The following is a 26,988-nucleotide window of genomic DNA, read 5'->3' as shown; positions in this document are numbered from 1 at the left end:
AAAATGAATTTTATAAAACGTGCAATTCTCAGTATGAAAAAAAGAATAGGAACATCATTAATTTTGATAGCGGTCTTTCTGATTGTTACAAACTTAGTGCTGGCAGGATTCGCAATCCAAAATGCATCAAAAAAAGCTGCTGATGCAGCAAGAAAAAAACTAGGTGCAGATGTTACTTTAGGTCTTGATTTTGACAAATTAGGTCAACAAGCTAGGGAAACTGGCGAGATGCCTAAGCCGCCGAAGCTCAACACAAAAGAAGCAGATCAATTAGCGAAGTCAAAGCATGTAAAAGACTATAATTATATAACCAATAATTTCGGAATTGCGGATGGGTTTAAATTAGTAGGAGCTTCGAAAGGAGAAGAAGAAGGAAAAGGAAATGCTAGAGTGGCAACGGTGGGAGGATCAGGTTCAGGTTCAGAAATAGATATGAATTCTTCCCTTATGATAGAAGGAGTTCGCAAGACTTTATTACAAGAAAGTTTTAAAAATGGAAAAAGTAAAATCATTGATGGGAAACCAATTACAGAACAGATGAAAGATCAGAATGTAGCTTTAATGGAAAAACGATTAGCGGAACAAAACAATTTGAAAGTAGGAGATAAAGTTAAAGTTCAATCAGGGGATAAGAAGGAAACTCTTGAAGTTGAAATTATCGGTATTTACGAAACGAATGAGCAACCAATGGGTCAAAATCCCCCTCCTATGATGAATCCAGCTAATAAACTATATATGCCTTACTCTACTTTAAAAAAATTAGAAACAGATGAAGGTATGAGTAGTAGTATTCAAGTTGTGTACTTATTGAACGATCCACAAGACATTGATGCATTTAAAAAAGAAGCAAAAAAATCTGATATTGATTTTAATTATTTTAAGTTAGATGCACAAGATTCATTGTACAAACAAATGATTGGTCCTATCGAAAATATCGCTTCTACGTCTCAAATGATTATCTATATGGTATCTATTGCAGGTGCGATTATCTTAGGATTAATCATTATGTTATCGATTAAAGCACGTCGTAAGGAAATGGGGATTTTATTGTCCATTGGAGAGAAAAAATGGAAACTGATGGCGCAGTTCATAGTAGAAGTAGTATGTATTGCTATTTTAGCGTTTGGATTATCCCTAACAACAGGAGCTAAAGTTTCTCAATTCGTAGGGGATAACTTACTTTCGGGTGAAATTGCTACAGCAAGTGAAGAAACAGACACCTCACAAAATAGTACTGTAATGGTGGCTGGACCTGGTGGTAGTCTACAAGACCAAAAAAAGGAGCCAATTGATAAAATTGATGTAAGTGTAACGGGAGAGGATGTAGGAAAAATGGGGGGAATTGGACTAGCTATTGCTATATTAGCAACGCTTCTTCCAGCATTATCTATTTTACGCTTAAATCCAAAACAAATTCTTTTAAAAGATGAATAAGGAGGCTCGATATGGAGACGATTTTACAATTTAAAAACTTAGATTATTATTATGAAAGTAACGGGAAAAAAGTAACGATACTAGATAATGTTAATTTTTCTTTTCAAAAAGGGCATTTTTACACGATTTTAGGGCCCTCTGGATCTGGCAAAACCACAACTCTTAGTTTAGGTTGTGGGCTGGACATACCTAAAAACGGTTATGTACTATATAATGGCAAGGATATTCGAAAAATTGGTTTGGATCGATACCGTAATCAAAATGTATCCGTAATTTTCCAATCGTATAACTTGATTACCTATATGACTGCTCTTCAGAATGTACTAACGGCAATGGAAATTACAGGTGTGAAGGTACAAAATAAAAAAGCAAGAGCATTAGAATTATTAGAGAAGGTAGGACTCACAGAAGTAGAAGCGAAACGAAATGTCTTGCAACTAAGTGGTGGACAACAACAACGTGTAGCAATTGCTCGAGCACTATCTTGCAATGTCGATTTACTTATTGCTGATGAACCAACAGGAAACCTTGATGGAGAAACAGCAAATGAAATTATTGAGTTATTTCAGGAGCTCGCTCATCAAGAGGATAAATGTGTAATTGTAGTTACGCATTCACAAGAAGTTGCAAAAAAATCGGATCGAGCAGTTTATTTAAGGAAAAAGAAGTTAGTAGTAAACGAAATTAATAATAGTTAAGAAAAAAGCTAATTTCGTTCTTAATTCACATAATTTTCAAAATTGAAATTTATGACTGTTAATATTTGTTATATAATATATTTGTCAAAGCATTACCCCTGTAGTTTCTATGATGAATCTGTAAGATAGTTTGTCTCGTATATTCACCTGGAACTAAAAAGAACTTGTAGAGATTCCTACAAGTTCTTTTTGTTTTAAGGGGGGGAATAAATGTAAATGTTTGTAAAAAAATAAAGGTTTTTAATACGAAAATTTGAGTTCAAAGATTGGCAAGCTGTCCATGAGTATACGTCGGATATCAATGTTATGAAATACATACCTGAAGGGGTTTTTACTGAAGAAGATACAAGAAATTTTGTGAATGAAAACATTGGTAAAAATGCTAAGAACTTTCCTGTGGTATTAATAGATGAAAATATCCTGATTGGTCAAATTGTTTTTCATAAACATTTTGGTGAGCATACTTATGAGATTGATTGGGTGTTCAATCCTAAATATTTCAATAAAAGATATGCTTTTTGAGCAGCACAAGCTACATTGAAATAAGGGTTTAAGGATATGAAATTACATAGAATTATAGCTACATGTTCATGGGACTTGTTTTGTTTGGCATATTTAAAAATCGAAAGGTTTGTGGTACTTTAAGTATCCAAAGTGTTGGATTATAAACAATCATTTAAGATTTAAAACCGTAACATGCTTATTTCTAAACTCATGTAATATAGTTCAGGAATAAGCATGTTATTTTGTGATGTCTTAAGTACTAAAAAGTCTTAATATTGTTTAGGTATTTCTAGTAGTTTAAAGGATTTATTAATGGTTATGATATAATAAAATTCAAGTATGCTAAGGGGGATAAATTAAATGGTTTTTCAAAGTATGATAACAGCTATTATAGAAAAATTACAAGAGACGGTGAATCCCTATTGGATAATTGTGTTTGGATCAACGGCTGAGAACAGAGAACGGGAAGATAGTGATATTGATATAGCTTATTTAAGTGACACAACTTTAGGGAACTATGAACGTTTTTTATTAGCACAGGAGTTAGCCAACATTGTTCATAGAGATGTTGATTTAGTTGATTTATCCGAAGCTTCTACAGTTTTTCAAGCTCAGATTATACATACAGGAAAGACAATATTTTGTTCTGATGAAGAACGGAAAATCATTTTTGAAATGAAAACTCTAAAAATGTATTCAAAATTGAATGAGGAACGTCAGATAGTACTCGATGATATAAAGAAAAGAGGTTCTATATATGAAGAATGAGGTTATTTTAAATAAAATTTCCACAATAGAGCGTTGTATAAAAAGAATCCAAGATGTGTATGGAAATGACCCTGAAAATTTGGAGGATTATACAAAGCAAGATTCAATAATATTGAATATACAAAGAGCTTGTGAAGCGAGTATTGATTTAGCAATGCATATTGTTGCAGGTAAAAAATTAGGACTACCCCAATCTAGTCGAGAAGCTTTTGATTTATTGGTTACAGCAGGATTACTTAGCGCAGAGCTGGCAAATAAGTTAAAGGCTATGGTTGGATTTCGAAATATCGCTGTACATGATTACCAAAGTGTAAACTTAGATATTGTTCGTCAAATTATTGAAAAACATCTAAAAGATTTTAAAATATTTACAAAAGAAGTTATGGGGATTTTGGATTTGTAGGAGCACAAATCTTAGAACCATGATTACATTAGAGAACATTGTGGTAACTGTATAATTATGAGGAAATTACTCCTGTGGATACTTTACTTCCTTTAACAAATAAAAACATATTGAAAAAAGACACCTTAATGCGTCTTTTTTTTTGATCTTTTTACATATTTTACTGGAAATAGAGCATGATATTACCAAATTCAACGGAGGTGTGTAAGAAATGCAAATTCGCGAAAATAATAATTCAAACGAGATTTTGGTAGGAGCTGCAGCAAGTGCAATTGAACAAATGAAGTATGAAATTGCTCAGGAGTTTGGTGTTACACTTGGACCGGATTCAACAGCACGAGCGAATGGTTCAGTAGGTGGAGAAATTACCAAACGTTTAGTGCGTATGGCGCAAGAGCAATTATCTGGTCAATATAAAATTCACTAAAGTTAAAGGTATATCCCGTTGAAGGGATATACCTTTTTAATTTTTTGAAAGAGGATAATGAAATTGTGATTGTTAGTTAAGCTTAGAAACTGCAAATTTAGCTGTGAAATTCATCTTCTTCATGTACGAAGGATTTGCACCTGCTTGAAATTGTACAGAAATATTACCATCTTTTTGTGCTTTGAATACGCGACCATATGGTGAATTGGCATTGTAGGTGCCAATTATTTGATTATCTGCATCAAAGACCGTATAAGAAATTGGGAACCCAGAATTTTGTACAAAGACTGTAAGTTCTTCTCCTTTATTGAGATTAAATGTTTCCTTTTGGGACACTTCATAAGAACTCATAGAGTAATATTTTGTAACTTCTTGAATTTCTAAATTCGTAGTTGCTGCACTCGCTTTTGGTGCTGCTACCCCTGGTAAATTCATACCTGAAAGTACTGCAATTCCTAGTGCCCCTGCTAAAATGACTTTTTTCATAACGCTAAATCCTCCTTTAATATATTGTGAGATTTGAAAAGGAAATAAAAATACTACTTCCTGAAATCATTATAGTTACAACGAGAATGATTTTCAATAGGGATTGGTATGTAATTCTGCATACAAGAGTAGCGATATAACGTAATCTATCAAGTTTAGAAGTATTCTTAAAAGAAGGAGAGAATTAATTTTAAAAATTATGAATGAGATTGTAGCTGAATTTTACATTTTTTGACCTTATTACATGTGTATTAAGTGAATATTTTGTTGAGCTTATTTTTGTATGAAGGGGGTATTACAGATGATTGATTGTTATCAAGTATTTTTAATTACCATGACAGGTATTTCCTTGTTTTTTTATATACAACATTCAGGAGGGGATACGTTATTTATTCTAAAATATAAGAAAAAGGAAGGTATAATCCTTCCTTTCATTATCCATTATGTCCATGTAAATATTTAATGACATTATTAAAATATATACTATAAGATGTGAAGCGAACTCCTTATTTAATTTACTAATGTAATTGGCGCTGTGTACATTGTGTCAACGTGGCCATCAGCATGCGCTACTTCAATTTTCATACGATATGTTCCTGGTTCAGAAATTGCTCCACCATTTCCAGTCTCAGCATCAAAATCTTCATATACGTTTGTTCCAGCTGGTAATAGTGAACCATAGCGAAAATCAGCGTCATAATAATCCCAACCAGTATCGTATTGTTTTTCTACAGATGCTTGGTAATGTACATCATATGCATTATCATTTGTTGCTCGTAGGATAATATTTTGTCCCATTTTGTATTCTGTATTTGAAAGTTGAATTGTGAAATTGTTCAACGTTTCTTTAGGACCACAAATGTATCGGCAAAATTCGCTCGCTCCATCTGCTTGAGCTTTGGGTGTTTCCACGTTCATTGCTGTTAAACCGCCAAGAGCCAACGTTCCTGCTAATAATACTTTACCAAATGTTTTCATTTGAAATTCCCCCTGAATATGTTTTCAATTTGTTCGGTAGATGTCACTTCAAGTAGTTTTATAACATTAATCAAATCGAACACTCTTTTTTCCTTGAGTACATTTGCTACCAATCTTCCATCTTGTATTAATTCAATCTGTACATAAAATTCCATAGTTTTGATTCCCATGTATGTATCTGAGTGTACATAGAATAAATCTGTTAATATATCGATTGCTGATGATACGTTTTGTATGTACTTATAGCATCTCTTTATTGACATTTGTTGGAAAAATAATATTTTCATTATACATAATATTGTAATCTACTGACAAGAGATAATAACGCGGATATTACCATTAGTAGGAAAGAAAAGTATTAAATAAGGGCGGTGTTCAAAATGAAGATAAAAACATTTGAAATGCGTGAAAAACGATTTGTAGAACTATTAGGCCACAAGTACCGTGGGAGTTTGTAAGTGCTGTAACAGAAGAGAGTGAGAAGGAGGGACTAGAATCTACACCAGGCTTATTGGAAAATTTATTTATACATGTAAAAGAAACCCTTCAAATTTAAGAGATGAAAAAGAGTATAACAAAAGCCTCTGTAAAAACAGAGGCTAGTATGCTAGATAAAGATAGATAATTTATGGGATCGTATGTAAGATTAATCAATCATAAGTTTGTTATTTCTGGATTAGTTGTAGAGCTTTCATCTGTTCTAAAAGAATTAAATTGTTTTGTTCAATCATCTTTGCCACTGCTTCAAAATAAGCTTGATTCTCAAGAATCTCAATCTGCTTCTCTTTAGGAAGTGATTGTAGTATTTCTTTCATTTCTTTACACTCGTATATGTTATTGTCTGAGTCTTCGACTAATTTATTGCGACGATTTGTGTATTCAAGTGCACCTAAAGTCGCTAATGCGCGAGTATCTAATCCTAGAATTTCCATACATTCATCTCCTTTCCCTTTACAATAATTCGATAGGGGAAAGGAGATTCCTTTAGTAACTTGGTAGAGTTTTTATATAGTTATATAACATGTTATTTATTAGATGGAAAACAATTTCAATAAGTTGATGATATTGTCTGATATAAATATAGTCTATTTGAGAGAATAATTATTTCATAACTAGCTAAATAATTTTTACCTCATAAGAAGAAGGCACTGAAAAAGTGCCTTCTTCTTATGAGATACATTACACCTCCATAACGAAAATTTTATATCATTGCAGATATATTTGGTCGTTAAATTCATTTTTCTATTTTATGGAGTAATAAATCACTTAACTTGATGATGGGAGAAATCAAGGAGTATTTAGAAATATATTACAATTGGTCAAGTACACGAACTAGACGTCTTATTATTTCCGCAGACTGCTCGAGTTGTTCCGCATCAAAGTCTGAAAGGGTCGAATTAAGAATATGCTTTAGTTTTTTTTCTCTTTCTAAATGACAATTTAAACCACTAGGTGTAAGTCGGACGTTGACAACTCTCCGGTCATTATTTGAACGAACACGCTCAACGTAGCCAGCCTGTTGCAGTCCATTGATTAATTGGGTAACACCCGCGGCGGTAGTTTCTGCTCGGTCAGCTAAATATTTGACTGATAATTCACCTTCTTCAGCTAATACTTTGAGGGTTCGAGCGTGGACCATTGAAACAGCTCCCAATGTACGAGTAGCTCGCCCTCTTAAACGTCCATCGGCTGCAGTCAGGCTATATATAGCCTGACTAAGTACGTCTATTGCAGTTAATTTATTTACAGAATTTTTCATAAAATCACCATTTCCTCATTAACTAAGTACTTAATTATATAAAAATAACATTAACATATAGAGAAGAATAGAGTCAAATTAAGGCGGAATTTACTGTTCTTTTTCCAAGCGATAGTATATCTAATCATCTGGAGCTATCTTATAAAAAGATAAAATACTTAGATTATAGACTTGACAAAAACATATAGTATACTTCATTATTTTAGTTAAGTACTTAATTATTAAGTACTTAACTATTAAGGATATAGTAAAGGATGATTATTATGACTCAACGTTCAATATCTCAAGGATGGGCATTAGACATAGCTCTTGCGCTTGGTGGATTTGATGCTTTGCACCCTGAGGCAAAGGCAACTATGGAACAGTTAGGACACGATCATACTGATTTTGATAAGGTTTTTTCCCAAGTAAAGAGTGGGGCAATGATACCAAAAGCATGGGCCACGGTTGCTGCTCAGGCTCAAGAACGAGCAAAGCACTATGAACAAAAAGGATTCGCTGTGACTGCTCGTGACCTGTATCAGCGAGCTGCTGTTATGTGGGGACGTGCGCAATACTCATATTTTAATGATGATCCCCGAAAATTGGCGTTTCGAGAGCGTTGTAACGAATGTGTGGCAGCTATTTCGTCACTTGGAGGAGGAACGGTACAACGTGTAGTATTAGACTTTGAAGGAAAAAAGATATATGCATTGCTTCATTTGCCTTCAGGCGAAATTCGTAATGCACCAGCAGTAATATTAGGTCCAGGTATGGATATGATTAAGGAGGACTATATACAGATTGCGCAACGTTATTATACGTCTCGTGGAATTGTAGCTCTATCAATTGAAGGTCCTGGTCAAGGCGAATCTGTGTCAGGAGGTCTAAAAGTTGATTTGACTAATTATGAGCGTGCAGTTAGTTGTTATATCGATTTTCTTTCCAAGCGACCTGAAGTTGATTCAAATCGGATTGGATTTTTTGGCATCAGTATGAGTGGGTATTGGGGGATGCGGGCTGCTGCAAGCGATAATCGTATAAACGCTTTAGCAACCTTTGAAGGTGTTTATGGTGAATTTGATACTATCTTCAACCGAGCACAGCCGAGTTTCAAAGCAAACTTTATGTACATGTCTGGCTACACTGATGAGGTTGCTTTTGAAAACGAGCTGAGTAACCAGATGAACCTATGGAAATTGGCTCCAAAGATTACTTGTCCAGTCTTTATGGGAATAGGAGAATTTGATGAACTAACCCGTTTGGAAGAAGCACTAAGTCTTTATGAGCTTGTAGAAGCACCAAAGGAGCTGCGTGTCTATGAGAATGAATTTCATCCCCTTGGTGGAGTAGCTGCGGAAATTTTCCGTTTTGGTGCAGAATGGGTAGAACTTGCACTTGAAGGGAACTTTAAAAATGACTATGATGAACGTTATTACATGCATCGTGATGGAGGTGTTACTGAAGGGACTGCCTTTCCAACTTATTGGCTTGGTGCTCAACCGGCTGAAATTAAAGCACGTAAAAAATGTAACACATTAAATGCTTGTAAGAGTTAACAAATGTACACCGATTCAAAAAAGGATCCGCAGTAAGTGGCAGATCCTTTTTTGTTATGTATTTATTATTTAACTGCTGTTTTTAATTATTTTCCGGCTTTAAAAGCTGTTACTATTTATGATTTAAATAGTAACTAATTTAGTCGAAATTAACATCCTCTATGTAGTGCAGATTTTTAATTTATTATAAAAGAAAGAGTAGAGTCGGTTCATGTAATGCTGTTAAAGATTATTGTGGGATTAAAAGAACACATGTAGGAGGGGACATGGGGAGAGCTGAAGGAAATAATGAAGTTTATAGAAAAAAATAAAGTAGAGCATTTTAGTGATTTAATTGCAAATAATTATGAGAGAAATTGAAAAAATAATCCTTTGAAAACAAAATATAGTCTGAGAAAGCTAGAGAACACCAATTCATTGAAGCAGTAATTAAAGTTGTTTTAAGGATAGGTGTCCTTTTTGTTTTGAAAGGGTAATTTATTTTCTCAACAGGACAAATGCTGTTTATCTATAAATACTACTTATAAGGATAATAGGAAAATAGAAATAAATAATAAAGGAGAATGTGAAATGATAGCATTAAAAAATGATCGAAATGTAAAAGAAATTTCGGAAGAGAACGTAGATTTATTAAAGGTTATGGCGCATCCAGTACGATTACAAATTGTAAATGAATTAATGCATCATAAAAAATGCAATGTTACACAGTTAACGGAAATATTAAGACTCCCTCAATCCACTGTTTCACAGCATTTATCAAAATTGAGAAGAACCGTACTCCGTACAGAAAGAAGAGGATTAGAGGTGCATTATTATATTGATAATGCTAAAGCTCGTCAGATTGTAGGAATTTTAGGTCTGTAGGTTAATAATATGCAAAAAAGTTTCCTGTTATAAAGCAGGGGACTTTTTATATTTATATATAATAATTTTATTTTGTGAGGATTACTGTGTAAATAAGAAAATATTGCTCAAAGAATTTCTGTACATTTGAAAGGAGTGTAATGAGATAAGGTCTACTTATTTATTTTCGATAGAGCTTATAATTATGTTTATGTTATTAAATTTTTTAAAAAGAATTGACTTCTGTTTTAGTTGTAACTATTATAGTTACATAAAGTTTGTAACTAAAATGGTTACAATTCATTCTGCTTTATGTAAAAATACGGTTAGTATATTTATTTAAGGAAGGTGGCTCACACATTGTCGCTCAGTCTAGAAAGTCACTAAAAGATTAAAGGTAATGCATATTCCGAACTATAGTATTTTCTGCTTTGGGGCAATAATGTGTAGCGTTATCTTTTGTTAAAAATCTTAGTTGATTTTTTTGAATGGGGTAGTTTTTGGGAAATATAGTAAGGTAGCTCATAAAAGAACAAGATATAAAAAAGATGTACTTATATAAACCAAAAAGTTAGCTGAGAATTTTAAGTGATAGCTGGACTGGTTAATAAAAATAAAGGTAGGAGATTTAAATGAAGACGAAACAAGATAATCTTATATACGTATGGGACGCATATTGTGGATGGTGCTATGGATTTTCAGAAAGTATTAAAGGATTTTACAAAGAACACACTGAAATGCCGTTAACAGTTTTATGTGGAGGATTATTTTTAGATGATTTACCAATAAAAAATTTCTCATATATAGAAGAGGGGAATAAAAGAATTAATCAACTTACAGGTGCAGAATTTGGTCCTTCATATCAAAAATTGGTGGAAGAAGGGACTTTTAAAATGAATTCGAAAGATGCTGCAATTGGCTTTTCAGCCTTACGCTCATTAGCGCCAGACCGTTTGTTAGAATTCACTTCGGCTATGCAAAAAGCGTTTTATTATGAGGGACAAAGTCTAAGTGATCCTGAAACATATCGTAAGATTGCAATTGAGCTTGGTTTGGATCCTAAACAAGTATTAGAACGTTTAAACTCTCAAGAAACAATAATAGATGCCCAAAACGACTTCAATAAAGTTCGACAGCTTGGTATTAATAGTTATCCTTCTTTGCTTTTACAAAAGGATAATCAAATTATCCCTATTGGTGGCGGGGTAATGACGCCAGATAAAATCGAAGCACGTTTTAAAAATTTATATTAAAAAATTTTAAGTTAAAGTATATAGCATTTAACGTTTTAAAAAAGGCTAGAAGTGGATGGACTTAAACCTTTTTATAACAGTCATAGTTTCAACTTATTTTTAAAAAGAGTCCAATTTTAATTTTTCTATAGACTATAGTAGCAAACATGTTAGCTTAAGCCAACGGACATTCATCTCTCGCCTATTTGCTGGTACTATCACACTTTCAGGCAAATTGAAGAGGGGGCTTCTGTCGGAACAAGATAAAAATATGTTATCTATTTAATAACTTTAACAAAAGGAGAATAACATTCTATGTTTAAAACAATCGATACAAATCAAAAAGATGTGAAATTGACGGTGTTTAGTTCAGACGAAAAAAGTTTTATGGTCACTGCAACCTTAGTTGAGAAAGCGGGACATGCATTTTTAATAAACTCAAAATTTACTCAATCTGATTCGAAAGAAATTGTTGAGTATCTGAAAAAAAACGACTTATCTCTAGATGAAATTTTTATTATTCATGGAGATCCAGACTACTACTTTGGATTAGAGAGTATTAAAGCTGCTTACCCAGAAGCTATAGTGTATGCTACAGAGTCTACTGTTGAACATATTGTTCATTCTGTCTTAGGTAAATTAAAAGTTTGGAAAGGCGCCCTAGGAGAAAACGCACCAAGTAACGTAGTATTACCTCAAGTGTTTAAAGAAAAAACGATTGATTTTCAGGGGTTAACATTTGAACTAGTAGGCTTAGATCATTACAGAACTAGCTTATTTAATAAAGAGCTAAAATTATTAATTGGTGGTATTGATGTATTTAACGAAATACATGTATTCTTAGCGGATACTAGCTCAAAAGCGGCTATGGAGGCATGGATTGAGAACTTGAAAGTATTACAAGCATTAAATGCTGATATAATTGTACCTAGCCATGGATCAATTGAAAAATCTTTAAATAATCAAGCAATTACTGCAACTATGGATTACCTGAGAACTGCAATTCAAGCTTCTGAAGAAAGTAAAACTTCAAAAGAGTTTGTGGCGAAACTTGAAACAGCATATCCTGACTATGCAAATAAAGGTGTATTAGAATTAAGTGCAAAAGTTGTAACAAAAGAAATACCTTGGGGTTAATGATATGAATAAATATCAAAAACTATTACATGAAACGTATGTGTTAACTGGCGAAGGAAATTTAGATGCTTTCAAAGCATATTTAAGTGAAAATGTATCTTGGACAGAAGCTGCTGGGTTCCCATATGCGGGGACTTATATAGGTCCAGATGAAGTAGTGAAAAATGTACATGAACGCCTTGGCACGGAATGGGATAACTATAGTGCAAAAGATGACGTTTATGCATTTAATAATAATACTGTTATCGTTTATGGGAAATATAGTGGCACATATAAAGCAACAGGGAAATCATTTATAGCAGATTTTTGTCATCTTTATGAGTTTGATGAGAACGATAAGGTTAAGAAGTTTATTCAAATTGTGGACAGTGCAACTGTTAATGAGGTATTGAGTTAGAGTTAATCGTTTCTAACATACCTTGTATAAGGAGTAGTGTTAGGATAAACGAAATTTCCTAACATTACCCCTTACATTACATTTGGGGGAAAGTTTCTCCTTCTTCAAGTATGTTATGGAATATAACTTATATGAATAGAAGAGGTAGGTATAAATGAAATTAGAGAAAAATTTAATAGTAATAATTATTTCTGTGTTTATTTTAGGAATTGTGTCGACTTTGATATTTCAAGCTTCCACCGGTAATAACAAAGGTAACTCAATAAAGAGCGAAAATGTTGCCTCAGTATCAAAAGAAGCGACAGAAAAAGAAAAGAATAAAAAGATGGTAGTTGATTTCTATAATGAAGTTTTTAACAAACATAATATCGATATTATCCCTAAATATGTAAGTGAAGATTATAAGCAACATAATCCTTTTGTTGGTGATCGACGAAAAGCCTTCATGGATTTCTTTAAGGAGGACTTTGTTAAAAATCCTAATTCCTCTGCAGAGATAAAACGTGTAGTAGCTGAAGGAGATACAGTAGCTCTTCATGTACATTCTCGAGCTAATTCTCAAGATAAGGGAGTGGCTATAGTCGATATATTTCGTATAAGGAATGGTAAGATTGTTGAACACTGGGATGTAATTCAGGAGATCCCAAGTGAGGCGGCTAATGATAATACGATGTTTTAGGTAGAAGATTTATCTAATGATTGTTTAATTGTTAGATATGTATAGAATCTAGATATTATAAAATGAAGGGGATGTCCTAGGTATACTACTAAGACATCTCTTTTTGTTTTAACAAGATTTAATTTATTATAATTTGTAGAGTGCTTACTTCATATGTCTTCTGATAACTTACCCCTGAAATTGCACCATGTTAATATTAGATTACCGTATTAATTTGTAAGAAAGGTATTTTATATTGAGTAAGAAAAAGTATTCAAGTATAGATTTTGAAGAAGTACCAAGTATGATTGAACGTTTAAGAGGCGTAAGCGGACTGTATATATTCCATCATTCAGCATGCAATCAATTATGAGGAAAGATACTAGCAATGTAAATATGCTGTTTGAATGGTATATGCAAGATGTGTTGACTGCAAAAAGGGCATGGTGTCAGTACAGAGATTTAACTACAACGATGGGGCATTTGAGAAGAGCGTTTGGTATTTTCTTTCGTATTTGCTATTTGTACGGATTTACTTATGAGGATGTAATTGATTCGTATAAGGAGAAGAATGCGGAAAACTTCGAGAGACAGGATAACGGATATTAATCAAATTTGGATTTTATTAAGAAATTGGACTGAAAGCATCGATAATTAGATGGGGAAAGAGCATCATCACTGAAATGAAAAAGCCCTGCACACAGGGCATCTAAAAAGATACCTTAGCTATAACAATGATTAGGGGGATGTATTAGCTAAGGTATCTGGATGGATGGTTGCATACTAAGTATGCAATCAAGAGCATTGTTGAATGTATTGGGTTATTCAACAAGTTCAGAATAACACGAAATTTCCGCTAATTCACCCGGTAAATTTGTCCAAAAAAGGTGCTTCTATAAAAGTTATTCACCTAAGAAATGGATTCATAGATCTTAACAAAAGAGCAGCTAGCGAAAGCTAACTGCTTATCTCCGAGGTTCACTGTGAAACAGAATACTAATTTTTTAAAAATTAGTAGGGCTTAGCTTAATAAAGATACCACCAAATAGGATTTTTATTAGACCATCTATTACAAAAAAGACATCAAGACTTACGTTAGTAATAATTAATCCTATAAATGCATTAATTATCAAACTAATTGATAAAAAGAGCATTAATTTTCCGTGTACTGGAATGAAAGTTAAAAAATGAACGCCTACAGCTAAAAGAATTAATAACCAGCAAATTCTATAATCATCGGAAAAGAAATGAAAAATAAGAAAAACTAAAATGGCCAATAGGATGATTGAAGAATTAGACCACTTTTTTTGTTCGGGCGTTCCAGGACCAACTGCTAACTTTTTCCTAGTTTTAGGGTTTAATTGCCAAATCATACCCAATAAATAAACGATGATAAAAGGCCAAACATTTGGATAGCCGTTATATTTTATTAAAAGTAAAAACATTGCTATACCAGCAATTATTAGCCAAATCCCATTAATCTTTTGTCTAGAGTATTTGTAGGTTTGTGTTTCCATGTTGTATTCTCCTTCTTCGAACAGTCATTAAATATGTTTCTTTTTTTCAGAACCTCTATGTGGTCAAGTGAAATACCTAGAACATCATAACAAATATAGCTGACTGTGTTTGTCAAATTTTGTCGGATTCTTTAGAAAAGTAGTATTGCAGAGAGAAACACAATGATTTTGAAAAGGTTATTATACAGAACTTATTAAGAGAATGTAGGAATTGATAAAACTTAACAAAATAGTTATTTGCGCGACACGTTTCCTCATAAGTGTGCAAACACGAAATAGGAGAGTTATCAATTTGATGACAACAACTGATTGACTGAAAGTAGGAATGAAAGCCGTCAGGTTGAGCTGAAACTACTTATCTAATACTCCTACATGCAAGGCGTGATAGTAGTCACAAATTGTATGAAGCTAGGTGAAGTCGGCTGAACAAAACCTAAGTGAGAAATCATATGGTAATGGATAGGTCGGGATGCTACAAAATATCTATGGTGAGAATGTCCGAATGGACTGACGAACTTGCGAATGTACGGGTCTAAACTATTAATACATTAGAAATGTGTATGTCGTCAATGACGACGTTATCTACCGAAAAGTAAGAGTAAATAATATGAAATTCGGAACATCTAACAATGAAGATGTAAAGATAACAGGCTTACAGCAAGCACCTAAGGATATATGTATAGCTAAGTCAATCGGAACGTGGTAAGCAAGAAACTGTCATCAACGCCTACTAGCGGACAGATGCATATAAGGTTCTAACGAACCGAAATTGCTTCATTCTTGTGAAGGTGGGGACACAGTACCGACGAAGCATGTAACGAATGTGAAGGGATAGTCCCTAGTCTTGTTCTTTGAAAACTAAATCAATTAGATGTAACTCACAGGATCGAGTAAGATGATGTGACCTTTCGTAAGAAAGGGGAATTAATACGTTGGTGAGTACAACACTAAGTTTGTAATCTAGTTGCTTTAGTATAAAAGGATAAGATGGGACGCTGTATGCGATGAAAGTCGCACGTACAGTGTTAAGCGGGGGAAAAGATGGAGATAACTTCAAAGTCTTACCTATCGCAACGAATAGAAAATGACAGCTGAAATATTAAGATCGTATCAGCTGTCACTAAAATAGATATTAATTTTTATTATTAGGTTTTTTAGTTGGTATTTTTGCTTTTATTTCTAGAGGGAATTGTACCAAAGATTGCCCCGGATATTGCTCCGATTAAAGTCATAAAAATTGCACTCCATGCTGCAAATGACATAACTACACCTCCTAATAATAAATTATTGTAACTATCTAAAGCTATTGTTTCTTAGCCTTTTTAATAGAAATGATGATTGCAACAACTATTAAGAAAATAAGAGGAGACCAAGAAAAGAAAGACATTTAGTATTCTCCTTTCGATATTAATTTTAAATATTTTATAAACCAATTATTACATGTTTATAAATTGAACATACAGAATATGTAATATTGCATATCGAATTGTAGAACGTGAAGAAGTGAAGAAGATAGTTGAACAAGAACGCTATTTTAGTAGAAATCGAGGTGGCGATATGATCCCGTGGGACAAGCAAATATTCGCTCTTTATCAAGGTGATAACTTCATTGCGGAAGGGACGATTTTAGAAATCAGTAAGAAAACAAATAAGGCATTATCTTTTCTCAGATGGATGAAAACGCCAAGTTATTCAAATATCCGTGGGGATAGCAAAAGATGCCTCCGATTAATTCTGTTGGATGATGAAGATTAATATAAAAATTTCATTTTGTCACAAATAAAAGAGCAGTTAGCAAAAGCTAACTGCTCGGTTCTCCAAGGGGGAACAAGGAGAAAATCTAATGTCATATACAGTATTGACGAAATATTGAGTTTTATTAAGGGAGGAAGAGGGAAATGAACAATTCTAGACTGTCCCAACTTGGTTTTGGTCTGCAATATCAGAATCGTATGTGTTTGTTGCACTAACACCGCTAAAGGTATTGGCAACAAAAGCAACATTTGATGAACCTGAACCATTATAAGCTTTTGTATTTTCCTTTGGAGAAACGTTATAAAAATCACCTAAGTTGAAAGAACCGTTACTATTTTGTACAACCATATTTCCAACAATAGATGGCATTGTTTTCACCTACTTTCTTAAGAAGTATTTAAATTAACATATGGTTTATGAGTCTAGATGTGCATCTGGATCTGAAAATTGAAAAATGAAGGTTGTTAGAAAACCTAATAAAATAGTCCTTTTAAAGAAATGGAGAATTATAGATGGGGAAAAGTCAACGAGATAAGGGTATGAGACGCGAAAGAGAATTTGCTAGTTTAATAGGCGGTGCTCGTGTACCACTCTCTGGTGCGATGGACGGGTACTCAAATGATGTGAAGGGTTTAAGGTCTTGAATGGGAAGTAAAAGCGAGGAAAGAAGGATTCAAGACGTTATACAACTGGTTGGAGGATGAACGTGAACAGCCAGATGCATTAGCAATAAAAGCGGATAGAAAACCGTGGTTGGTAGTTATACCGTTGGATTGGAGAAATCTTGCGAGAACGAAATATTCATCCTTCTAAAGGATTATGGACACATAAGGATATTACTTATAAATTAGGTGGCACAGACCATGAAGATCCACTTGATTATCTTCGTAGTCATGGTGTATCAGAGGCTAAATTCCGAGCAGATGTGTTAAAGGCTTATAACGGGAACTCTGTTACAGTGGATGCTAAACCACAAAAACCAAATGAAGTACCTGGCACAGTACAGGTAAATAGTGTTGCATATATTGAGGGATACAATGTAAATCTTCGCTCTGGACCATCAACAGATAATAGTGTTATTCGTAAACTACAAAAAGGACAGGCTTATAAAGTATGGGGCAAATTAGGAAACTGGTTAAATCTTGGTGGTAACCAATGGATTTATTATGATTCCTCATACATTCGTTACAATGGGACGGAAGCTTCTACTGTAGCTGGTAAAAGGGTTATTTCTAAAGTGGACAATTTACGTTTCTATGAATCTCCATCTTGGCAGGATAAAGATGTTGCTGGGTCTGTAGATGCAGGGTTAGGATTTACAATTGATGCGAAAGTAACTGTCAATGGATCGTCACAATATAAAGTACACAATAGCAAAGGAAAAACATACTATATAACAGCAAATGAAGCCTGTGTGTATGTGAAGTAGTAGAGAAATTTAAAAAAGAGCAATCCTGTTTTAATGGGAGGGATGCTCTTTTATTATTCATAATTGATTATTTTCCATCCTGTAAGTGTCTAGTTTAATGTAAACCATTGCTTCAGCTTCTATTATTACAAAAATTTCTTTTTCACTTTCCTCATAATCGTCTAATATTCCTAGAATTTCCGAAGTTTTTGAGTCCATGCGGTTAACTCCTATCAATTATTTTAGAACTTTACCAATCTCAGTTTGTAACTTCATTCCAAACATCGACATCGTTATCATCTAAAATGGCTTTGATTTTATCTTTCTCAAAAACTACCAGATATTCATAAGGTAAGGCTAAAACTTGAATAATTGAAGGTCTAATTTTTAGTAGCTGATATGCGTAAAATGCTTCTAATTTACCTTCAGTTTCTTCTGTTTCATCGACAGGACCGATATACCAACCAGAATCACCTTTTTCACAATCCCTAGCCCTTTGTAAATAAACCTCATCTAGTTGTAACACATTTTTTGCAGTCACTATTTTATCGCTAAACTTTATCATTTCACCATCAATATTTAACTGACGTAAACAGTGTACTTGTTCTAATTGCACCCATAAAGCAATTGTTAAATCATCTGTAGTATCCTTAAATGGATTTTTTGTATAATCTGGGGCAATAATGTGATACCCATCTTCACGTTTGGATAGAACAAAAATAGACCAACCAACTTGTATAGAAAATCCATCAACTAATTTGTTATCTTCTACTTTAGTTAGCAAATACAATAACTTTTCTATCTGGGGGCTTAAATGTTCTTCTGCTGTAGCTATTATCTTTTTACCACCTATATTTTTAACTATTGTTTTCAATGGATTGTAACCTCTCTTTTATTGATTTTTTCAAAGCTTCTCTAGCCACTGCTTCACGTTCTAACATTTCTAGTCTTATAATTTCGGGAACCTTACCGTATTTAGGATGCCCCGGCCATGTACTCCAATCTTTTGCATTCTTAGAAGCATTTGTTGGTTTTCCAAGTCCAACAAAGTTTACATCCATTAGGTTTTGAGTAGGAATATCTTTGATGAATTAAGTTGTAAATCTCCTAATTTATATCTTGCTAGGAACTAGGTGTTAAGATACGGTAATAAATGAAAGAAATAAATAGTAAAGCGGGTTGAGGATTGTTGGAAATGAAGAAAAGGGTAACACAGAAACAAATTATAGAACATTTTAATTTAGATAGAAAGACATTGAGTGTTATGGAAAAAGAAGGATTACCGTTTTATAAAATTAGCACTCGTGATAAAGAATACGATATAGAGCAAGTAGCAGAGTGGTTGAAAAGTATTAGAAAAGACATCGATTCAATGGTAATAGGTGAAATATATAATAATAGTGAAATCGCTAAATATTTTAAATGTGGAAACATGGGCGGAATGAGACGGTCTAAAAAAACAAATACATTAGTGCTATTTTCTGATCACACAAAAGGTATTTATGATGATCGTTGGGAGAAAGGTACATTATTGTACACTGGAATGGGACAAGAAGGGCATCAAATACTAGATGGAAACCAAAACAAAACATTGTACGAATCCAATGAAAATGGAGTAGATGTATATTTGTTTGAGACATTTCAACCTGGTGAACATATATTTATGGGGCAAGTTAGACTTGTAGAGGAACCTTTTCAAGAGACCCAAGAAGATACGCAAGGCCAAAAGAGAAGAGTATGGATTTTTCCAATACGTTTATTAAACGATGATATAACTCTTTCAAAAAATGTATTCCTAAGCAAGCAGGAAAAAGAACAGAAGGAAGCAAGAAAATTAGATTACCAGGAATTGAAGGAGAGGGCTAAGAAAGCTCCATCTGGAAGTAATAAACGAAATATAAAAACTGAAACGTATCAGCGAAATGGATTTGTAGCAGAGTTTTCAAAAAGACGAGCAAATGGTATATGTGAGTTATGTGAACAAAAAGCTCCATTTGAAGATAAGAAAGGAAATCCTTATCTTGAATCTCATCATGTAGAATGGTTATCTGAAGGGGGAGAAGACACCATCTATAACACAGTAGGGGTGTGCGCAAATTGTCATCGCCGTTTACATATTCTAAATGAAAGAAATGATGTTATGAAGTTAAAAGAAAAGTTAAGAAGATATAAGAAGGAAGATAATGATTAAATTACAATAATTCGCATAGGGAAGCGATCAAAAATGAAGAAAAAAATATCAGTCGTTGGTGCAGTTATATTAAATAATGATAATCACGTACTTTGTGCATTACGTTCTCCAAATATGTCACTTCTAAATTATTGGGAGTTTCCAGGTGGTAAGATAAATAAAGGGGAACATCCGCGAGATGCTTTAGTACGTGAGATTAAAGAAGAATTGGATTGCTTCATTACTGTAGAGGAAGAATTAGAAGCAGTTGAACATGAATATGAGAATATAATTGTTCACTTAGTTACTTATAAAGCGCGTATAAAGTCAGGAATACCTAAGGCCCTTGAACATTCAGAATTGAGATGGATTAGCATTGATCATTTAAAGGAATTGAAATGGGCACCGGTTGACATTCCGACAGTAGAGGTATTGTAGTTATTAAATATAAGATACAGCAAAATAGACGCATCGAATTTTTAAGATTTAGTAGGCCGGGGAACTTGAAAACGAAAAGGGGTTTTTAATAGTGGATAAAAAGACAATCGAAAATGGACGCTTCAAAGCTACATATCATAATGAAAAGACGGCTTACTTGGACGGTGTAAAAATCTTTCGCCATAGAGACGGTATTGCATTCGAATTTAATGGACAATTAACTTCGATCAATGATAGGGGCAAAAATTCCGTTCGGGGTGCGAATGACCTTTACAATAAATTGAATGCTATACTTCTTGAACTTGGAGTTGAGGAAGGGGAATATGAAAAGAAGAAAAAGGTCGTGACCGACAAAGAAGAAATAAATGAATGACCGTTTGTTTTTGTGGGTGAATCAAAATAATTTATAATTCACCCACGAACCCACCCACAATTCACCCACAAAATAAAAAAAAGTGATGAATCACTATGAAACATCACTTTTATAAAACCTTGATAAATCAATATTTTTGGCATGACTTAAAACTTGATGAATCGAGAGGATATATTCCGCACACAAGTTCACAAATGGGAACGCAATTAATATATGTTTCTATATTAAGAGCCTCAAACCCTCGACGCACAACGTGTTGAGGGTTATTTATTTTGTGGGTCAAACACTTTTATTTGAAAGAAGAGTAATTCATCCACAAAACATTCACAAATGCTACTTCGATACCAAGGTCATTTTCATAGTTCTGATTTTGCTCTATGATAATTTCCTTCCCACCATCCACGTAAATACCATCAGCTGAATACTCATTATAACTAGTATTATTGAAAGATGAATTGTAATGAACGAAATTGTTACGAATAATTCCGTTCCGCGATTGATCTAAAGCTGCTACTGGAGATATGCTTTCATGTCCAATAAGAACAATTCCAATGTTGTTATCATGCACTTTGTTATTGGTAACTTCAAAAGAATCTACATTCCCATTCACAGCAATTGCTTCACTTAGTCCTAATTTCAAATTTGTTACTTTTTTATTGTCTATGACAAGATGATTTAAATTATTTTGTGCATGGGATGAAGTACCATAAAAAGCAATAAGGAATAATTTAGATGTTTCATGTGAAAAAGAGTACTAGATTTGATAATATTTTATTTGAATATAAACAGTTACTTAAATATTGATAAGATAAGTTTCCAATCTAATATATGGGGAGTAGAAAAATGAATTATTTTCTTGTATTTCAAAATAAAAGTTATAAGGAGGAGAGGGAGGGAGGATTTCTCTGGGCGCCACAAAAAAATAACAAGGGACAAACATTTCATCACTGGGCAGATATGAAAATGATAAGAAAAGGTGACATCATTTTTAATAGTTTTAAAGGAAGGCTAGTATCAATTTTGGTTGCAAAAGAAGATTATAAGGTTCATGATAAGCCAATTGGACTGGAACAGACTGAGCTCTGGGAAAAAGAAGGATGGATTGTAAATGTGGAATACCATGATTTGGAGATTCCTATTATATATAAAGATTTCATAGAAAACATATTAAAGCTACAGGGTGAAAAATACGCTCCATTTAATAAGATTGGGCGTGGTAATACTGGTTACCTGTTTAGAGTAACTCTAGAACTTGCTGATTATTTATTAACAATAGTTAAAGAAAAAAATAGGGATACTTGGAACAAGCTATCAAACATAGGGGGTAGTGATGAAGAAACTATTCTGGAAGAAATAGAGAAGGATTTGTCGTATGTATTAGATCAAACTGAAAAAGAACAAGTTATAAAATCTAGAATTGGACAATCCATTTTTAAAAAGAATTTGTTGAAGAATGAAGAGAAATGTAAACTATGTGGAGTCTCTGATAAACGTTTTCTAATAGCAAGTCATATTAAGCCTTGGAGCCAATCTAATCATAGGGAAAGGTTAGATATAAACAATGGACTACTACTTTGTCCTAACCATGATGCTTTATTTGATAAAGGTTATATTAGCTTTGGAGATGACGGGAGAATTTTAATTTCGAACAGTTTAGACGAAACTTTAAAAATCTTCTTGAATATACATGATAAGTTACAGATCCGAATGAATGAAATGCAGCGTCAATATATGAAATGGCATAGAGAGATTGAATTTCAGGCTTAAGTGGCTAAAAAATTGTTGGGAGTAATAAGTTAAAATAAATTAAAGGATCGAGCTACAAAGGTAGTATTTCATGGTTATAATAGGTGCTTTACAAAATATACAGTATATCAACGTAATGAGTATGTAGCTGAGCTAGCTAAAAGACGTGCGCAAGGTATATGGGAGTTATGTGAATAGCATGCTCCTTTCCAAGATAAAAAAGGGAATCCATACTTAGAAGCACATCATGTGAAATGGCTAGCAGAGGATGGAGAAGATACGATTTATAATACTGTTGGAGTATGTGCGAATTGTCATCGGAAGCTGCATGTTTTAAATCTACATGAAGATGTTGTGAAATTAGAGAAAAAGCTGGCGTGATATAAGCAAAAAGACGGAATATAGAGAGTATATGTACTAAATAAGATGTGAAAGAAGTGACGATTCATGAAGAAAAAAGTATCGGTTGTTGGAGCGGTCATTTTTAATGAGGAGAATGAAATACTATGTGCATTACGTTCTCCTGCAATGTCATTACCGAACTATTGGGAATTTCCAGGTGGAAAAATTAATGAAGGAGAAATGCAGCAAGAGGCGTTGATACGTGAGATCAAAGAAGAACTAGGATGTTTAATTACTGTTGGTGAAAAAATAGAAGAAGTGGATCATGAATATGAGAATATTATAGTTCATCTTGCTACTTATAAGGCATACATAGAGTCCGGTATACCTAAAGCGCTTGAGCATGCCGAGTTGATATGGGTTCATGTCAATAATTTATTGGAGTTAAAGTGGGCCCCGGCGGATCTTCCAACCGTGGGAGTTTTATGTTTGAAGTTTAAAAATTAAGGTCTGAAATAAGAAATAATGAGACAGATTTTTATAAGATATAAACTGTTTTGAAAGTATTTGTATGACTCCGGTGGCTCGGGCTCATGGCCGCCACCCTGTCAAGGTGGCGCTCTCCCTGCTGAGCTACGGGAGAAACGTTGATTAAAAGGCGTTTTTACGGGTTTGTATAAATGGGATTCTATTAAAAAAGCAATGGTTATTGTAAAAATGTGACCAAACTTGTGACCACAAAATTATGTTCTTAACTGTCTGTATAATGGTAAAAGGAATGAGATGACTCATTCCTTTTTTGAATGTAGTGGGGGCTATTTGCCACATTTTACAGCCATCTTACTAAAGAAGGCGGATATAGTACCCTAAACCACACGATATACATGGTGCGAATCGATGGGGTTAAGCATTAGAAGAAGGGAAGATAGAACGGCATGTATACTAGAAATTTTGAAATGATATTGTATTGTTCTGTTTGAAGTAAAAACAACTTAATGTTATTTAAACATAATTATTGAAAGGCGCTTTTAACAGCGGAAAGTTAATGTGATAGTGTATTACTGTATGACTTATACAGTAATACAGCGGATTAAGTTAAATGTATTTACGTTCTAAATATTTTGAAATTAATGAATATTCGTTTTATAATATAATGAATGAAAGGAGGTTTTTGGGGATAAGTAGGAAAATGATTTTAGAATGATTTGCCTTTGAGTACGCAGGTACATAAAGATGGATTTACCCATACATTATGCTCTCGTATTAATTGCAGAAGAAGGATTTGGTATTAAGTTGATAAAAGAGGCTTGGAGTTAATGAAATTTTAGGAGGGAGTTAAAGTGAGAAAAATTGATGTAGTTATGGCGATATGGAAAGAAGAGCGTGAATTTTATTCTCATGGCATGGATGTTATGGATAATACAGGAATGGATTTTTTTGAGATTATTAAAGGGTTTGATTTAAAATCTGCAGTTGTGGCTATAATTGGAGAGGGTTTCTTTGGTGAAAACTACATATATAATGCAGATGCTTTTATAGAAGGAAGATATACAGAAGAAGAAATGGAACTTAAAATGCTAGAGTGGGATGCCACCTTAGAAGAACAAATTTCTATAGAACAGAAATCTGTTGTCATTGGGGAGTTGATAAAAGGAGGAGAGTGTCTACGTACCCAAACTTCAAAGCTTAATGAAAGCGGCGTACACTTTAGAGAACTAGAAGAAATGCGAATACTGGAAGATTTACTAGAGAAACTCTATTGCTATAATTGACAAGAACATATTTGGTATACGGTAAGCTTTAAAAATTTTTTATAGGAAAGAAAGACAAGCGACAGTTTTCGCTTATTCAAAAACTGCAAGGTTTGCGGTCAGACGAAGTTGTATAAGAATCTTGAGTCAAGGAGCGGGAACGTTTGTATTACATTGTATTGGATTTAGAGGCGAATGTTAGAAGATATAAAACAAATAAGCCAACAGAAATTGTTGAGATTTCTGCATTCAAATTAGATTCTAAAACGTTTAAAGTAATTGATGAATTTTGTTCTCTTGTAAAGCCAAGTACATCCATCTCTACATATACTGAGACATTAACTGGAATTAGTGATAAAACAGTACAAGACGCACCTACATTTCCCGAAATGCTCGAATGGTTTCATTATTTTTTAGAAGGGGAATATGTAATGGTAACTTGGGGAAATGCTGATTCTAATTTTCTTAAAAATGATTGTATTCTTCATAATATCAAGTGGGATATGCCTAGGTTCATAGATTTACAACATCTAATGTACCATGCATTTGAGGATTTGTTTGAAAATACTCCTAACCTTAAATATGCAATGGAAGTAATGGGCTTAAAATGGAGAGGTAAGGCTCATAGTGCAAGGACTGATGCTAGAAATACTGTGAAATTGTTTAGGGATGTTACAAAGAGAATTGATGTGAATAGGTCATATCAACGAAGTGCCGCATCGGCTTTATTCTATCAAAGGAAATTGAACGGAAATGGAAGGAAAAGGCTAGTTCGTTGGGTTGTACATGCAATGACCAGTTACAACAAATATGACCTTACATGGGAGGAATTTACCAAGGAATCAAATTGGATACAAATAATGTCTAGATTCGAGTTGAATCCAGAACAAATAATGGTTATTAAAGGATATTTTGAAACAGCATGTGAGAATGCAAAAGAAAGATTGGAATTATCCGTAAAACAGTAGTCGTAATTAATATAGAGTAGATTAATTATATCATTGATAACTATATTTAATACTATCCAGTGTATGAGACTATTTCCTATTATAAGACTATTGCTAAATGTAACATGGAATAAAAAGAGGAGGTAGATTATGAACATTACAATAGATTTATCTGAAATACTTTTGTACTTAGATTTAATAAAAAAGCATAACAGAAGCCCGTCCATAGATGAGCTTAATATGATGGTAAATTATCTGGACAACGCTGAACAAGTTAAAGTGTTTTACAATAAAATAGATGAACATGGATTTAAGCCACCATTTGTATTTTATAATCGTACTTTAATACATTTTATTGAGGATTATGAAGACTGTGTTGAGTTAAAGAATAGAATTTTAAAAACTCAAATGAAGCGTAGGCGAAAATACAGCGTTTTATTTGAACACCAGATATTATTGTGTAAATCAGAAGAGCAGGCTATTAACATAATAAAGGAAGCGAAAGATTATGGCGTTAGCCTTGAGGAAGATGTATGGGTTACTAAGTTTGATTCAATGTTAGAGGTTAAGGCGAAACAGAAAGCATGGAAAGAACGTATAATGTCATCTTCTGAATACAAGCATTTTCCTGCTATGTATCAAGAATTTTGTAGCATGAAAGTTGCTTATTTTAAAAGTCTTTCATTAGAGAGGTTAAAACAAATCTCCTCAAACCAGCAATCACAAATAGAAAGTACTTGTAGAACAACACAAACATCTGTCTTCACAAGAAGTGTATATGTTAAGGAATTTGCAAGAAGGGTGGCAAAGGGAATTTGTCAGCTCTGTGACAAAAAAGCGCCTTTCTCAGATAAATACGGAAACCCATTTTTAGAAGTCCATCATATCCATTACTTATCTAAAGGTGGAAGTGACACTATAGATAATGTGGTTGCTTTATGTCCGAATTGCCATCGAAAAATTCATCTATTGGAGATGGAAGAGGACATTAAAAAGATTTCAGAAAAAGCACCATCTCATTTAAATATATAATTACTGAGGGCTATATTTTCATATATTATAGCCCTCTTGTTATGAAAAGGAGTTAAGCGCCTCAATTTACACCAAGCAAGACATAAAAAATTCCGATACGAGACGGATATTTTGCTAGTTTATTGTTAACATAAACATCCAATTTCCTGTATTTATAACACTAATTTCGATACACTCCTATTTTTGCGCTTCTTGTTCATTTACTATAATGAATCTATTGTATTATGAGAATATTAATGTTATCATA

General features: G+C 33.4%; 29 protein-coding genes and 7 pseudogenes. 25 read left to right on the top strand and 11 right to left on the bottom strand.

The features are described 5' to 3' along the window. Positions 1 to 3: 3 nt before the first annotated feature. From QCI77_RS28065 to QCI77_RS28040, 6 genes and pseudogenes are all read left to right on the top strand, one after another. Complete coding sequence (locus tag QCI77_RS28065; RefSeq protein ID WP_353825833.1) at positions 4 to 1,434, top strand: ABC transporter permease; 1,431 nt, start codon at positions 4 to 6, stop codon at positions 1,432 to 1,434. A gap of 11 nt (positions 1,435 to 1,445) precedes the next feature. Next, positions 1,446 to 2,132: an ABC transporter ATP-binding protein gene (locus tag QCI77_RS28060; RefSeq protein ID WP_002150937.1), complete on the top strand. Its 687-nt coding sequence runs from the start codon at positions 1,446 to 1,448 to the stop codon at positions 2,130 to 2,132. A 243-nt stretch (positions 2,133 to 2,375) separates the two neighbouring features. After that, positions 2,376 to 2,675 (top strand): annotated as a pseudogene (locus QCI77_RS28055) (GNAT family N-acetyltransferase); the annotation flags it as partial. A gap of 321 nt (positions 2,676 to 2,996) precedes the next feature. Further along, complete coding sequence (gene mntA / locus QCI77_RS28050; protein ID WP_353825832.1) at positions 2,997 to 3,404, top strand: type VII toxin-antitoxin system MntA family adenylyltransferase antitoxin; 408 nt, start codon at positions 2,997 to 2,999, stop codon at positions 3,402 to 3,404. Continuing rightward, positions 3,394 to 3,807 carry a type VII toxin-antitoxin system HepT family RNase toxin gene (hepT, locus tag QCI77_RS28045; RefSeq protein ID WP_070128895.1) on the top strand — a complete coding sequence of 138 codons (414 nt, stop codon included), beginning with the start codon at positions 3,394 to 3,396 and terminating at the stop codon, positions 3,805 to 3,807. The genes mntA and hepT overlap by 11 nt, the downstream gene beginning before the upstream one ends. Before the next feature lie 211 nt (positions 3,808 to 4,018). Beyond that, positions 4,019 to 4,234 carry an alpha/beta-type small acid-soluble spore protein gene (locus tag QCI77_RS28040; protein WP_001167057.1) on the top strand — a complete coding sequence of 72 codons (216 nt, stop codon included), beginning with the start codon at positions 4,019 to 4,021 and terminating at the stop codon, positions 4,232 to 4,234. Positions 4,235 to 4,306: 72 nt separating this feature from the next. Here QCI77_RS28040 and QCI77_RS28035 read toward each other — a convergent pair whose 3' ends face one another. The 4 genes from QCI77_RS28035 to QCI77_RS28020 form a co-directional block, all read right to left on the bottom strand. After that, positions 4,307 to 4,720 (bottom strand): hypothetical protein, encoded by a 414-nt coding sequence (locus QCI77_RS28035; RefSeq protein WP_353825831.1) that lies wholly within the window; start codon positions 4,718 to 4,720, stop codon positions 4,307 to 4,309. A gap of 510 nt (positions 4,721 to 5,230) precedes the next feature. Continuing rightward, positions 5,231 to 5,698 carry a hypothetical protein gene (locus QCI77_RS28030; RefSeq protein WP_353825830.1) on the bottom strand — a complete coding sequence of 156 codons (468 nt, stop codon included), beginning with the start codon at positions 5,696 to 5,698 and terminating at the stop codon, positions 5,231 to 5,233. Positions 5,699 to 6,363: 665 nt separating this feature from the next. Next, positions 6,364 to 6,630 carry a hypothetical protein gene (locus QCI77_RS28025; RefSeq protein WP_113735992.1) on the bottom strand — a complete coding sequence of 89 codons (267 nt, stop codon included), beginning with the start codon at positions 6,628 to 6,630 and terminating at the stop codon, positions 6,364 to 6,366. A gap of 377 nt (positions 6,631 to 7,007) precedes the next feature. Further along, complete coding sequence (locus QCI77_RS28020; RefSeq protein ID WP_353825829.1) at positions 7,008 to 7,457, bottom strand: MarR family winged helix-turn-helix transcriptional regulator; 450 nt, start codon at positions 7,455 to 7,457, stop codon at positions 7,008 to 7,010. A 263-nt stretch (positions 7,458 to 7,720) separates the two neighbouring features. Between QCI77_RS28020 and QCI77_RS28015 the strand changes: the two genes are divergently transcribed. From QCI77_RS28015 to QCI77_RS27985, 7 genes and pseudogenes are all read left to right on the top strand, one after another. Next, the gene (locus tag QCI77_RS28015) at positions 7,721 to 8,995 is read left to right on the top strand and encodes an alpha/beta hydrolase (protein ID WP_353825828.1); all 1,275 of its coding nucleotides are present in this window, start codon (positions 7,721 to 7,723) and stop codon (positions 8,993 to 8,995) included. A gap of 570 nt (positions 8,996 to 9,565) precedes the next feature. Continuing rightward, entirely contained in the window at positions 9,566 to 9,859 is a 294-nt protein-coding gene (locus QCI77_RS28010) for an ArsR/SmtB family transcription factor (RefSeq protein ID WP_002169559.1), read from the top strand. 611 nt (positions 9,860 to 10,470) lie between these two features. After that, positions 10,471 to 11,091: a DsbA family protein gene (locus tag QCI77_RS28005; RefSeq protein ID WP_353825827.1), complete on the top strand. Its 621-nt coding sequence runs from the start codon at positions 10,471 to 10,473 to the stop codon at positions 11,089 to 11,091. A 294-nt stretch (positions 11,092 to 11,385) separates the two neighbouring features. Next, on the top strand, positions 11,386 to 12,207 hold the full coding sequence (locus QCI77_RS28000) for an MBL fold metallo-hydrolase (protein WP_353825826.1): 822 nt from the start codon (positions 11,386 to 11,388) through the stop codon (positions 12,205 to 12,207). A gap of 4 nt (positions 12,208 to 12,211) precedes the next feature. After that, positions 12,212 to 12,604, top strand: coding sequence for a nuclear transport factor 2 family protein (locus tag QCI77_RS27995; protein WP_353825825.1), 393 nt, complete (start codon positions 12,212 to 12,214; stop codon positions 12,602 to 12,604). Between the two features lie 154 nt (positions 12,605 to 12,758). Next, entirely contained in the window at positions 12,759 to 13,283 is a 525-nt protein-coding gene (locus QCI77_RS27990) for a nuclear transport factor 2 family protein (RefSeq protein ID WP_353825824.1), read from the top strand. Between the two features lie 321 nt (positions 13,284 to 13,604). Beyond that, positions 13,605 to 13,871: pseudogene (locus QCI77_RS27985) on the top strand (dUTP diphosphatase); the annotation flags it as partial. 395 nt (positions 13,872 to 14,266) lie between these two features. Here the strand turns inward: QCI77_RS27985 and QCI77_RS27980 are convergent. Continuing rightward, positions 14,267 to 14,779 carry a DUF6609 family protein gene (locus tag QCI77_RS27980; RefSeq protein ID WP_353825823.1) on the bottom strand — a complete coding sequence of 171 codons (513 nt, stop codon included), beginning with the start codon at positions 14,777 to 14,779 and terminating at the stop codon, positions 14,267 to 14,269. Positions 14,780 to 15,933: 1,154 nt separating this feature from the next. Beyond that, a pseudogene (locus tag QCI77_RS27975) lies at positions 15,934 to 16,126 on the bottom strand (hypothetical protein). Between the two features lie 156 nt (positions 16,127 to 16,282). On the opposite strand from QCI77_RS27975, the gene QCI77_RS27970 reads away from it, so the two are divergent. After that, positions 16,283 to 16,534, top strand: a complete 252-nt coding sequence (locus tag QCI77_RS27970; protein ID WP_353825822.1) for a hypothetical protein — start codon at positions 16,283 to 16,285, stop codon at positions 16,532 to 16,534. Positions 16,535 to 16,687: 153 nt separating this feature from the next. On the opposite strand, the gene QCI77_RS27965 is transcribed toward QCI77_RS27970, so the two are convergent. Continuing rightward, positions 16,688 to 16,903: a spore germination protein gene (locus QCI77_RS27965; RefSeq protein WP_098855789.1), complete on the bottom strand. Its 216-nt coding sequence runs from the start codon at positions 16,901 to 16,903 to the stop codon at positions 16,688 to 16,690. A gap of 143 nt (positions 16,904 to 17,046) precedes the next feature. Between QCI77_RS27965 and QCI77_RS27960 the strand changes: the two are divergent. Beyond that, positions 17,047 to 17,347 (top strand): annotated as a pseudogene (locus tag QCI77_RS27960) (hypothetical protein). Beyond that, positions 17,307 to 17,963, top strand: a pseudogene (locus QCI77_RS27955) (SH3 domain-containing protein); the annotation flags it as partial. The pseudogenes QCI77_RS27960 and QCI77_RS27955, both read left to right, overlap by 41 nt. 57 nt (positions 17,964 to 18,020) lie before the next feature. Here the strand turns inward: QCI77_RS27955 and QCI77_RS27950 are convergent. The 3 genes from QCI77_RS27950 to QCI77_RS27940 are packed head-to-tail and all read right to left on the bottom strand — an operon-like array spanning position 18,021 to position 19,003. Continuing rightward, positions 18,021 to 18,161 (bottom strand): hypothetical protein, encoded by a 141-nt coding sequence (locus QCI77_RS27950; RefSeq protein ID WP_201025623.1) that lies wholly within the window; start codon positions 18,159 to 18,161, stop codon positions 18,021 to 18,023. Positions 18,162 to 18,201: 40 nt separating this feature from the next. Continuing rightward, a complete protein-coding gene (locus tag QCI77_RS27945; RefSeq protein ID WP_060751001.1) occupies positions 18,202 to 18,816 on the bottom strand; it encodes an immunity protein Imm33 domain-containing protein in 615 nt (204 codons plus the stop codon). Next, positions 18,800 to 19,003 carry a hypothetical protein gene (locus QCI77_RS27940; RefSeq protein WP_353825821.1) on the bottom strand — a complete coding sequence of 68 codons (204 nt, stop codon included), beginning with the start codon at positions 19,001 to 19,003 and terminating at the stop codon, positions 18,800 to 18,802. The genes QCI77_RS27945 and QCI77_RS27940 overlap by 17 nt, the downstream gene beginning before the upstream one ends. Before the next feature lie 134 nt (positions 19,004 to 19,137). Between QCI77_RS27940 and QCI77_RS27935 the strand changes: the two genes are divergently transcribed. The 3 genes from QCI77_RS27935 to QCI77_RS27925 all read left to right on the top strand — a co-directional run bounded on the left by QCI77_RS27935 (position 19,138) and on the right by QCI77_RS27925 (position 20,923). Then, positions 19,138 to 20,133 carry an HNH endonuclease gene (locus QCI77_RS27935; RefSeq protein ID WP_353825820.1) on the top strand — a complete coding sequence of 332 codons (996 nt, stop codon included), beginning with the start codon at positions 19,138 to 19,140 and terminating at the stop codon, positions 20,131 to 20,133. A gap of 33 nt (positions 20,134 to 20,166) precedes the next feature. Continuing rightward, positions 20,167 to 20,550 (top strand): (deoxy)nucleoside triphosphate pyrophosphohydrolase, encoded by a 384-nt coding sequence (locus tag QCI77_RS27930; RefSeq protein ID WP_353825819.1) that lies wholly within the window; start codon positions 20,167 to 20,169, stop codon positions 20,548 to 20,550. A 91-nt stretch (positions 20,551 to 20,641) separates the two neighbouring features. Next, a complete protein-coding gene (locus QCI77_RS27925) occupies positions 20,642 to 20,923 on the top strand; it encodes a hypothetical protein (RefSeq protein WP_000358992.1) in 282 nt (93 codons plus the stop codon). A 331-nt stretch (positions 20,924 to 21,254) separates the two neighbouring features. Here QCI77_RS27925 and QCI77_RS27920 read toward each other — a convergent pair. After that, positions 21,255 to 21,641 (bottom strand): annotated as a pseudogene (locus QCI77_RS27920) (DUF5123 domain-containing protein); the annotation flags it as partial. Positions 21,642 to 21,880: 239 nt separating this feature from the next. Here QCI77_RS27920 and QCI77_RS27915 point away from each other — a divergent pair. From QCI77_RS27915 to QCI77_RS27890, 6 genes and pseudogenes are all read left to right on the top strand, one after another. Beyond that, a complete protein-coding gene (locus tag QCI77_RS27915) occupies positions 21,881 to 22,690 on the top strand; it encodes an HNH endonuclease (RefSeq protein WP_353826038.1) in 810 nt (269 codons plus the stop codon). A gap of 207 nt (positions 22,691 to 22,897) precedes the next feature. Then, positions 22,898 to 23,050 (top strand): annotated as a pseudogene (locus tag QCI77_RS27910) (HNH endonuclease); the annotation flags it as partial. A 66-nt stretch (positions 23,051 to 23,116) separates the two neighbouring features. Continuing rightward, positions 23,117 to 23,518, top strand: a complete 402-nt coding sequence (locus tag QCI77_RS27905; protein ID WP_353825818.1) for a (deoxy)nucleoside triphosphate pyrophosphohydrolase — start codon at positions 23,117 to 23,119, stop codon at positions 23,516 to 23,518. Between the two features lie 833 nt (positions 23,519 to 24,351). After that, a complete protein-coding gene (locus QCI77_RS27900) occupies positions 24,352 to 24,783 on the top strand; it encodes a hypothetical protein (protein WP_353825817.1) in 432 nt (143 codons plus the stop codon). Positions 24,784 to 24,926: 143 nt separating this feature from the next. After that, positions 24,927 to 25,730 carry an exonuclease domain-containing protein gene (locus tag QCI77_RS27895; protein ID WP_098831566.1) on the top strand — a complete coding sequence of 268 codons (804 nt, stop codon included), beginning with the start codon at positions 24,927 to 24,929 and terminating at the stop codon, positions 25,728 to 25,730. A 129-nt stretch (positions 25,731 to 25,859) separates the two neighbouring features. Further along, the gene (locus tag QCI77_RS27890; protein ID WP_353825816.1) at positions 25,860 to 26,741 is read left to right on the top strand and encodes an HNH endonuclease; all 882 of its coding nucleotides are present in this window, start codon (positions 25,860 to 25,862) and stop codon (positions 26,739 to 26,741) included. The last annotated feature ends 247 nt before the right edge of the window (positions 26,742 to 26,988 follow it).

Source organism: Bacillus cereus group sp. MG9 (assembly GCF_040459995.1).
GTDB lineage: Bacteria > Bacillota > Bacilli > Bacillales > Bacillaceae_G > Bacillus_A > Bacillus_A mycoides.
The sequence above is the reverse complement of the archived record's forward strand: the minus strand, read 5'-3'. Positions and strand labels throughout refer to the sequence as shown.